Here is a 9,817-nt window from a genome sequence, read left to right on the forward strand (position 1 = left end):
AACTAGCCCAATACAGATGGGGTAGCAGACCAGAGTCCCGCCCCCGTTCGACTCCGGATGATCTGATGTGCTCCTTCGCAGTCTCCACACGCCGCCCGTCGGAATCGCTGTCCGCCACCAATGTCGCGACCGAGAATGAACGGCTCCAAGCGGAAAAGGAGCAGCTGAAGCAGGCGGTAACCTCGCACGCTATCGTCGACCAGGCCATAGGCGCCCTGGTTGTTCTCGGACAGGTTCCACCCGAAGAGGCATTTGAAGCCCTGCGGGATGTATCGCAGCGCACCAATACAAAGCTGCGCGTTGTTGCCGAAGAGGTGTTGCAATTTGCGCTAGGGGGCACTTTGCCGGACCCCCAACTCACCGAACTACGGCGAGCGCTGGCGCGTTTGAGAGGCGAGTGCGTTCGTGCAAGGGGAGGCTCCCCGCTGCCCGAAGGCCACGGGGGGCGGGTGCCAGTGGGCGAGGAACTCGACGACGTGTGAGGCGATCACTCGCACCGCGCCGGCCGTACGCCACCGCCAACTCTTGACCTCCTCGACTGGAGTCGACGTAGCCGCCGTAGGCGCGCACGGCGCCGCCGGTAGCAGTCGCTGCACGTGGGGATCTGGAAGTTCGAGACGCCGACGGCGCGGGCATGCCCGTCGGCGAGGATCTTCTCCAGCGCCTTGTAGCTCTCCAGGTACAGGTCCCAGGCCGTGGTGGGCCAGTGGATGAGGTAAAGGTCGACCGCCGCTGGTCGGGCGGCGGAAAGGCAGGCGAGGGCCTCGGCTCAAGCCGGGCGGGCCGCCTCACTACGGCCGTCATCCGGCTCCGCATCCGCCGGGCGAACCGTTTCTTCCACTTTCTGCCGCGGCCACTTCTTCGCCACAGCCATCGCAGCAGCCGCACGAGCCAACTGCGCTTGCACTTGGTCGAACGCTCGAGACCGTGACCGCTTTCGTCGGTGACTTCCGCTCATACTCGCACAACGCGCCACCGCGCTGCCCGTAACCGCAATTCCGCCAAATGGAGCAAGCGGATGTACCGACGCCAGTGAGTTCGCCCCTGTGTCCATTACGCCAAGCCTGCACGCGAGGGTGCCTACCGCCGCTGCCGCGCGCGGAGAGCCGGGTTGCCTGACAAAAGGCCCCGGCCGGTGGGCCGGGGCCTTTCGTCCTGCCGGGTCCCAGCTGCCCGCCGTGGCAAAGAGGAAAGGGGCCCCCGGCTGCGGCGGCCGGCTGCGGTCCCGTGTCCCTTCGCAGTCGGGCCCGCGCCGGCCCAGGCTCAGCCGAGCCTGGGCCGGCGCGGGCCCCGTTACTTGATCCCCGTCGTCGCGATGCCCTGGACGATCTGCCGCTGGAAGACCAGGAAGACGGCGACGAGCGGCAGGAAGCCCAGGACGGAGGAGGCCATGACCTCGGCGTACTGGATGTTGCTGTTGTTGACCAGGGAGGCCAGGCCGACGGGGATGGTCTGGGACTTGGTCTGGTTGAGGACGAGCAGGGGCCACAGGAAGGAGTTCCAGGAGGTGATGAAGGTGAGGATGGCGACCGTGGACAGGGCCGGCCGGCAGATGGGCATGCAGACCGTTGCGTAAACCCGCCACCAACTCGCCCCGTCGATGCGGGCGGCCTCGATCAGCGGCATGGGGATGCCGCGGAAGAATGCCTGGAAGACGAAGACGGACACTGGTGCGGCGACCGAGGGCAGGATCAAGGCCCAGAAGGTGCCCAGCAGGTGGAGCGATCGGTACTCGATGAACTGCGGCAGCACCAGGGCCTCGGTCGGCAGCATCAGCCCCGCCGCGATCAGGCTCATCACCACGGTCCGGCCGCGGTAGCGGAGGAACGCCAGCGCGAAGCCCGCCATCGAGCAGAAGGTCACCGTGAAGACCACGGCGAGGGTCGAGATGACCAGGCTGTTGAGGTACCAGGTGCCGATCGGGTAGTTGTCCCACGCGTAGGAGTACGCGTGCAGGGACCAGCCGCCGGCGAACGGTGAGGTCGGATCCTGTGTGATCGATCCGTCGGAGCGAAGCGAGGTGATCAGTGCCCAGGCGAAGGGCACCAGCCAGATCAGGGCGAACAGGGTCAGGCACACGCCGCAGAGCCGGTTGAAGAGTTTCGCGCCGTCGACCGCGGGCGCGGCCGTCGTCGCGGCGGGCCGCGGCTGGGTGATGGTGGTCATGGTGTCCTCCACTCAGGCCGCGGTGCTGGTCGCGCGCCGGCGCCGCAGCCCGTACCAGGCCGCCGATATCGCGACGATGATGACGAAATAGACCATGGTGGCGGCAGCGCCGTAGCCGCCCCGGTAGGAGGTGAAGCCGGTGTCGTAGACGTATTCGATGACCGGCCGGGTGGACTGATTGGGCCCGCCGCTCAGAAGCAGGTAGATCTGGTCGAAGACCTTGAGCGAGGCGAGGATCTGGAGGATCACCACCAGGCTTGTGGTCCGGCCGAGCAGCGGCACCGTGATGAAGCGGATCTGCTGCCAGGGGCTCGCCCCGTCGATTGCCGCAGCCTCGTAGACGTCCGGTGGGACGTCTTGGATCGCTGCGGTGTAGAGGACGAAGTTGAAGCCGAAGGTCCACCACAGAGTCATCAGCGTCACGGCGGTCCAGCCGCCCGAGGTGCTGCCGATGAAGTCGGGCACCGGCAGTCCGACGGCGCCGAAGAGCTTGGGGAGCAATCCGATCTGCGGGGTGTACATCCACAGGAAGATCAGCGCGACCACGGAGGACGGCACGACGTACGGCGCGAAGAAGGCCAGGCGGTAGAAGACCCGGCCGCGCGGCATACGGGCGGCGAGGATGGCGAAGACCAGCGCGAGGACGACCAGCGGCGGTGTGGTGAACAGGGTGAAGAGCACCGAGTGCCACATGGCGTTCCAGAACAGCGGGTCGCCGACCACATCGGAGTAGTTCGACAGGCCCACCCAGTCGCCCAGCCCGTTCTTGACGGTGGTGGTGTTGAAGAAGCTCAGCACCACACCCACAAGCAGCGGGCCGACGAGGAACACCAGATAGATCACGAGGAAGGGCGCGCTGAGCAGCACACCGGCCCTTCGTTCGGAGCGGGGCGGCCGGTCGAGCGGCAGGGGCTTCGCGAGCGCCGTGGGTGCCGGTCGCGTCGAGACGAGGGTCGTCATGGTGGCTGCCTCCTACTTCATCGTGACCGGCGGTCGGGCCGTGGTGAACCGCTTCAGGCCGGAGCGCATGCTGGAGACCGCGCCCCGAGGGGTGAGCCGCCCGGAGATGGCGTCGATGATCGTCGCGCCCACGGTGTTCTGGAAGTCCGAGCCCGCGCCGGTGTACCAGGCGACGGGGTCGTACTGGGCGTTGAAGGCGGCCTGCACGTAGTTGCGCTGTGGTGACTGGTCGAGGAATGCCTTGCTGTGCTGGGTCGGCAGCCACGCGGGGATGTGCCCGCCCTGCGCCCATACGGAGCTGTTGTCGAGCAGGGACTTGATGAACCGCGCCGCGTCCCGGGTGCGGGCGGCGGAACGTTGGGCGTTGCGTGGGATGACCAGTGCGTGCGAGTCGGCGTACGCCACCGGCTTCGGACCGAGCAGCGCCGGGAAGGGGACGACGTTGAAGTGGAGGCTCTTGACCTGCCGGTACGAGGGGATCTGCCACTCGCCGTCGAAGAGGAACCCGGACTTGCCGGTGCTGAACAGGGCGTTCGCGCCAGAGCCGTTGAGGCTCTTCGGCATCAGGCCCCCCGCGGTGAGGCTCTGGATGAAGGCGAATGTCTCCTGCATCGCCTCGTTGTCGATGGCGATCCGGGTGCCGGAGTGGGTGACGATCGGTCCGGCCAGCCCGGAGTAGATCATGCAGAAGTATCGCCACGCCGTGGAGGGATCCGCGGTGATCGACATCACCGCCCCGTACTGCGCGCCGCCCGCTTCCTTCATCGCCTTGACGGCGGCCAGGAAGTCCTCCTTGCCCTTGAGCGGGGTGAGGCCGTCGCCGGCGGGATTGAGGAGGCCGGCTTTGCGAGCCAGGTCCACGTTGTAGTAGAGGACGAAGGGGTGCGTGTCCAGGGGCACCGCGTACACCGTCCCGTCCACGGTGGCTTTCTGCCAGGCGGCAGGGGTGAACTTGTCGTTGGTGACGCCCAGTTCCCCGATCCCGGTCTGTGTGATCGGTTCCAGCAGGTCGGACGCGGCCAGTAGCGGAAGCCGTGACAGATGGGAGATGGCGACGTCCGGGGGAGTGCCGCTCGCCGTCGCCAGTGCCAGTTTCGTGTAGTAGGGGCTGCCCCAGCCCAGGATGGTCGCCTCGACCGAGGTGTTGGGGTTGGCTTTCCGGAACGCGTCCTCCATCAGCACCATGTTGGCGCCGTCACCGCCGGTGAAAAGGTTCCAGAAGATGACGTCCGCAGTGTTCGGCTGCGAGCCTGTCAGGCCGGAGGCGAGCGGGGAGGTGCACGCCGCGAGCCCTCCGGTCAGGGCGAGACCGCCGCCAAGGGCCAGGAACCGTCGGCGCGCCAGCGCTCCGCTCATGGGGGTCTTCACCTCGTCACTCCGATGTGAACTGGATGGCGCAGACCCTGACACACGATTTGCAACGATGCAATAGGTCGGTACGAAGAGGCCCTCGAGCGCAGGCTCCGAGGCACGTCGAGGGCAAGCGGCCCCTACGGAACGTGTGACTCCTGTGGGCTGTGGCCGCCGCTGCGAATCGCCCGGTCCGGGGCGGCCGACCGCGGGGACCGCCGCGCGGCGCGGACGGCACTCACGGTGCCGCGGGCCGCCGACAGGAGGACTCGCGGACCACCAGCCGGAAGGGCGTCGCCTCGTGCGGCACTGTCGCAGGCCCGGTCTGAGGCTCCTGGGGCGGTGCGGCCTCCTCCGGCCCGGCGGGGCGCTGCATCTGCTCCTCCAGCAGGGTGAGCGCACGCTCGGCGATGACGTCCAGGTCAGGGGCGATCGAGGTGAGCGGCGGGTGGGTGTAAGCCGACTCCTGAATGGCATCGATGCCGGCCACCGCGACGTCCTCGGGCACCCGCACACCGGAGGCGTCCAGCGCCCGCAGCGCTCCGACGGCCAGCGCGTCGTTGAAGGCGAAGATCGCGTCCGGCAGCGGGCCGTCACCCTCCAGCAGCTCCCGCACGGCCGCGTAGCCTTGATCCCTGCTCCAGTCCTCGACCGGCACGACCAGCCAGTTCACCCGCCGGACCCGGGCCGCCGACATCGCCTGTCGGTAGCCCTCCGTGCGTTGGCGACCGTTCTCGCTGCTGTTCTGGCCGAGCGCGACGATCCTGTGGCAGCCCTGGTCCAGCAGGTGCTCAACCGCGGTGCGGGCGGCCGCCACGTTGTCGATCCCGACCCGCGGGAACTGGTCGCCGACGCTGTGCTCACCCAGCAGGACCAGCGGAAAGTCGGGTTTCGTCGCGGCGACATCGGCCGCCGGCACCGTCAGGGCGCTGAGCAGCACGCCGTCGGCGACGTTGGTCAGGCCGCCCTCGAGGATCCTCCGCTCCACCTCGCTGTCGCCCGCGGTTGCCTCGACCAGCACCGTGATCCCGCGCCGGCCCGCGGCCCGGATGAGGGCCTGGGCGAGCTCGGCGAAGTAGGGCTCGGCGAGGTAGGGCACCGCGAGGGCGATGAAACCGGTGCGGCCCGACCGCAGGCCGCGAGCCAGGTAGTCCATCCGGTAGCCCAGCTCGTCCAGCGAGCGCTGCACCCGGGCTCGGGTCTCCGGCCTGACATGTGCGTAGCCACTGACCACATTTGACACCGTCCGCACCGACACTCCGGCGTGCTCGGCCACGTCTCGCATCCGCACTCTGACCACTGGGCGGCCTCCTTCCCGTCGAGTCGGCTCTCAAAGTCTGCCGCACCGGCGACGCCGCCCGGCCGCCACGCTGCCGCAGAGCTCCGGATGGGCCTTGCATCGTTGCAAACGATCACTCATGATGATGGACGTCGATTATAGGAACGCTGGTGCCGGGCATACCGGAGAAGGCAGAAGGAGGGCTCGTGAGGGCGACCGAGCGGGACGGGACGTATCCGAGGCCGATCCTGCAGCGGCAGCGGTGGCACAGCCTGGACGGCGTCTGGGAGTTCGGGTACGACGACGCCGACGCGGGCGAGCGCGACGCATGGTTCGCCGAGGAGGGGGCCGGTGGCTTCGACCGGGAGATCACCGTCCCGTTTCCGCCCGAAGCCCCCGCCTCCGGAGTCGGCGACACCCGGCCGCACCGGGTGGTCTGGTACCGCTGCCGCATACCGCACGAGGTCCTCGCAGTCAGCGGTGGCGACCGGGCACTGGTGCACTTCGGAGCCGTCGACCATCGGGCGAAGGTATGGCTGGACGGCCACATGGTGGCCGAACACGTCGGCGGGCAGACCCCGTTCACCGCCGACGTGACCGGCGCGATGAGGCCCGGCGTTGGCGAACATGTGCTCGTCGTCCGCGCTGAGGACGACCCGGCCGACCTGGCGCAACCGCGAGGCAAGCAGGACTGGCAGGAACGGCCGCACGCGGTCTGGTACGAGCGGACCACCGGCATCTGGCAGACCGTATGGACCGAGACGGTGGCGGCCCAGCACATCACCGACCTGGCCTGGATCCCCGACCCCACGCGCGGCGTCCTGACCGAGATCACCCTGGCCACGGCGCCGACCGCCCCGCTGACGGTGGAGGTCGTGCTGAGGCTCGACGGCGAGGATCTGGCCGAGAGCACCACTGCGGTCAAGACGCCGCGCAGCCGGATCGACCTCGTCATCCCCGCACTGCGCAACGGGATCGACCGCGAGGACCTGCTGTGGAGCCCCGAGCGGCCGACCCTCCTCGACGCACGGGTGACCGTGCGCGACGCCGGGACCTCCGTGGTCCTCGACACGGTGGACAGCTACGTGGGTCTGCGCAGCGTCGGCGTCGGCGGCGGCGCCTTCCTGTTGAACAGCCACCCCTATTACGTGCGCTCGGTGCTCAACCAGGGCTACCGCGCCGACACCCTGATCGCGAACGCCGGGACCGATGAGCTGCGCAGCGAGGTTGAGCTGATCAAGGCGATGGGGTTCAACGCGGTTCGCATCCACCAGAAGGCCGAGGACCCCCGCTTCCTGTACTGGGCCGACCGGCTCGGCCTCCTGGTGTGGGGCGAGACCGCGGCCGCCTACGAGTTCAACACCGAGGCGGTGGAGTTGCTCACCCGCGAGTGGCTGGACCTGGTGCGGCGCGACCGCAGCCACCCGTCGATCGTCACCTGGGTGCCGATCAACGAGAGTTGGGGAGCGTCGGACATTCCGCGTGATCCCGCGCAGCGGCACTACTCCATCGCCCTGGCGAATCTCACCCGGGCCGTCGACCCGACCCGTCCGGTGGTGTCGAACGAGGGGTGGGAGCACACCGACAGCGACATCCTCGGTGTCCACGACTACTCCGCCGACCCCGAGGAGCTCACCCGGCGCTACGGTGACGCCGCAGCCTTCGAAGCCGTGCTGGCCGGTCCGGGCCCGCAGGGGCGGGCGCTGGCGGTCACCTCCCAGCAGGTCGAGCGGTACGCCGCGGGCGACGCCCCGCTGATGATCACCGAGTTCGGCGGCCTCTCGCTGCGGGCCGACGACGGCGACTTCTCCTACACCCGGACCAGTTCCGACACGCAGTACGCCGCGCTGTTGGGCGACCTGTTCGGCGCGCTGCGGTCGAGCCCGGCCGTCGCGGGCTTCTGCTACACGCAGTTCATGGACACCGCGCAGGAGACCAACGGCCTGCTCTTCCCCGATGGTTCACCGAAGCTGCCGCTCGAGACGATCCGCCGCATCGTCACGGGGGAGAAGGACGAGACCCCGACGCCGGCCGTCTGACCGGGCGGTACCCGCCGAAGCCCCGCCCGCGACCGGTCCCGGGAGCTTCTGCACCGCACGGGGGCGTCAGGGTGCGGCGCCGTCGGACCCCACCAGGCCGCCGCACTCGCCGGCCTGGTGGCCCGGCCCCTCCCGCGGCAGTCGGCCCCGGGCCGCCCGGAACGGGCCCACAGACGATGGGGTCGGCGGCAGCAGGGCGAGATCAGCCGTGGCCGACGTCCCGCGCTACGTGCTGCAGCCGGCGTCGGTGGCTCTCCCACCAAGCCTCATCTCCTGGTGGCATGGTGCCGTTGCTCTTCAAGTACCCAACGCTTTCGTCGAGGAGTTCTTGCACGATGTCGGCGTGGCGTTTCAACGGAGCTGCTCGGGATGTGGTCGGATCCGTGGGCCGTGGTGACCGAAGTCGGTCGAGTGCAGTGGTGTTACGAACCGATCGAAAACGTCGACGCTTTGCGCTTCGGCGTGAGTCAGAAGGAAGCAGTTGCCACGACCCAAGGGACGCTACGGGCCACGGGCCATTGCTGGGGTTGCTGGGTCACGTCCCGAAGTGGTGTATCGACGGCCACTCGGTGATCTCTTTTGTGGCTATGCGGTGAGTTCAGCGGGCAGGACGGCGTCGTCGGTTGCGGAGTACAGCAACCACGGCAGCCGGATCCGACCATCAATGGCTCTTGAGGACCTCACGATCAGTGTCCTGGACCGTAATGGCAATGCGATGTGCTCAGGGACGCCGCCGAGCGCACGCCGGCTTCACTCACCTCGTTCGACCTTCCGATGAAGACCGTGATGCGGATGAACCCCGGAATCGAGAAGGCGGCCGCGGGCCACGGTGGTGGGTCCGTCGTTATCCGGGAGACGCCCACCACCGCAACTATCGAGAGGAGTGGCGGCGATGGCCACTGAGCGCGCACTCGTCCGTCTCTTGCTGTTGTTCGGAGACCAGATCGAGGTGGTCGCGGTTGCGCCGCCAGGAGAGTGCGCCAAGCTGGAGCGTTACCCGGCTTCCGAGATCGCCGATGCCCTCGGTGTCCGGGTGCGTGATCTGTCGGGTGCCCGGCTGACCGCCGAGGTCGGTGAGGACAGTCGGCTGTCCGGCTGGCGGTTGGCCTGACCAGCCGACAAGCACATCACCCGAAACGGGGTCGGCGCAGCCGCACCTACCTTGCCAGGCGCGCCTTGCGTGTCACCGGGGGCGTCGTTGCTTGAACTCGACATCTGTCGGGTCCTTCAGGCGGCCCGCCTCGCCCGCACCCTCATCGGGTGGGGCGGGCCACGTGCCGCAGAAGGCCCTCTCTGCATGCGCGCCGGCGCGGGACGAGTGACGCTGATGGCATGGCCGAACGTCGCGTGATCGTGTACCCGCCCGACGAGGCCGGCGGTCGGCATGTCCGGGTGGATGGCGAGACGCTCGGGAGGGCGTACAGAGTGCACAACCTGAGCGTGTTCTTGGAGCGGGTCGGCATGGAGGGCCTGGATGAGGTCGATGTGGCCGACTCGCCTCTGATCGAGTGGCACGGCGGAGGGCCCGGGGTCTGGCCGGCGATGCCGTGAGAACCGCCCGTCGCGGGGCGAGCCACCGTGGGTTGAGATCCCACCCCGACCGAGCAGTTGAACGGGCCCCTGAACACGCGCCACAGGCAGGGGCCGTTGCCCTGAGCGGTGGCCGCTTGGCACCGTGGTTTTCCGCAGGACCGGACACGGATGGGGCACGGACGCGTTCTGATCCAAGACTCTGACAGCGACGACGTCGCCCTCCTCCTCCGTCCCATGCACTCCTCGGGCGACCGTGATCGACGGTGGTAGAGGCCGCAGCTGTGGCCAGGCTGACACCTTGCTGACACAGACGATGACGCCGCCTGTACGCCGGGTGTGCGAGTCTGACGGCGAGCACAGGCGCGAGCGGAGTCAGAAGCGGGCGTGGAGGCGCCCGATGCGGGAGACGTATCACGGGGAGCTGGCGTCCATCGGGGATGGCCTGGTGGAGATGGCACGACTGGCCGGCTCGGCGATGAGCCGGGCCACC

Annotated in this window: 8 protein-coding genes and 2 pseudogenes; 5 read left to right on the plus strand and 5 right to left on the minus strand. The window is 68.7% G+C overall.

All coding sequences use genetic code 11. The features are described from left to right. The first annotated feature begins 65 nt into the window (after positions 1-65). Positions 66-482 carry an ANTAR domain-containing protein gene (locus tag ABZ904_RS39010; protein ID WP_361001593.1) on the plus strand — a complete coding sequence of 139 codons (417 nt, stop codon included), beginning with the start codon at positions 66-68 and terminating at the stop codon, positions 480-482. A 116-nt stretch (positions 483-598) separates the two neighbouring features. Here ABZ904_RS39010 and ABZ904_RS39015 read toward each other — a convergent pair. The 5 genes and pseudogenes from ABZ904_RS39015 to ABZ904_RS39035 all read right to left on the minus strand — a co-directional run. Next, positions 599-727, minus strand: a pseudogene (locus ABZ904_RS39015) (aldo/keto reductase); the annotation flags it as partial. 566 nt (positions 728-1,293) lie between these two features. Continuing rightward, positions 1,294-2,166 carry a carbohydrate ABC transporter permease gene (locus tag ABZ904_RS39020; protein WP_359407344.1) on the minus strand — a complete coding sequence of 291 codons (873 nt, stop codon included), beginning with the start codon at positions 2,164-2,166 and terminating at the stop codon, positions 1,294-1,296. Between the two features lie 12 nt (positions 2,167-2,178). After that, positions 2,179-3,126 (minus strand): sugar ABC transporter permease, encoded by a 948-nt coding sequence (locus ABZ904_RS39025; RefSeq protein WP_361001597.1) that lies wholly within the window; start codon positions 3,124-3,126, stop codon positions 2,179-2,181. A 12-nt stretch (positions 3,127-3,138) separates the two neighbouring features. Further along, the gene (locus tag ABZ904_RS39030; RefSeq protein WP_359407337.1) at positions 3,139-4,482 is read right to left on the minus strand and encodes an extracellular solute-binding protein; all 1,344 of its coding nucleotides are present in this window, start codon (positions 4,480-4,482) and stop codon (positions 3,139-3,141) included. 232 nt (positions 4,483-4,714) lie between these two features. Continuing rightward, the gene (locus tag ABZ904_RS39035; protein WP_361001600.1) at positions 4,715-5,776 is read right to left on the minus strand and encodes a LacI family DNA-binding transcriptional regulator; all 1,062 of its coding nucleotides are present in this window, start codon (positions 5,774-5,776) and stop codon (positions 4,715-4,717) included. Positions 5,777-5,961: 185 nt separating this feature from the next. Here ABZ904_RS39035 and ABZ904_RS39040 point away from each other — a divergent pair, with 185 nt between their 5' ends. The 4 genes and pseudogenes from ABZ904_RS39040 to ABZ904_RS39055 form a co-directional block, all read left to right on the plus strand. Beyond that, a complete protein-coding gene (locus ABZ904_RS39040; protein ID WP_361001603.1) occupies positions 5,962-7,794 on the plus strand; it encodes a glycoside hydrolase family 2 TIM barrel-domain containing protein in 1,833 nt (610 codons plus the stop codon). 892 nt (positions 7,795-8,686) lie between these two features. Further along, complete coding sequence (locus ABZ904_RS39045) at positions 8,687-8,905, plus strand: hypothetical protein (RefSeq protein WP_361001606.1); 219 nt, start codon at positions 8,687-8,689, stop codon at positions 8,903-8,905. A gap of 221 nt (positions 8,906-9,126) precedes the next feature. After that, positions 9,127-9,345 carry a hypothetical protein gene (locus tag ABZ904_RS39050; protein ID WP_361001609.1) on the plus strand — a complete coding sequence of 73 codons (219 nt, stop codon included), beginning with the start codon at positions 9,127-9,129 and terminating at the stop codon, positions 9,343-9,345. Between the two features lie 379 nt (positions 9,346-9,724). Further along, positions 9,725-9,817: pseudogene (locus ABZ904_RS39055) on the plus strand (phosphate transport system regulatory protein PhoU); the annotation flags it as partial.

This window comes from Streptomyces sp. NPDC046900 (assembly GCF_040644975.1).
Classification (GTDB): Bacteria; Actinomycetota; Actinomycetes; order Streptomycetales; family Streptomycetaceae; genus Streptomyces.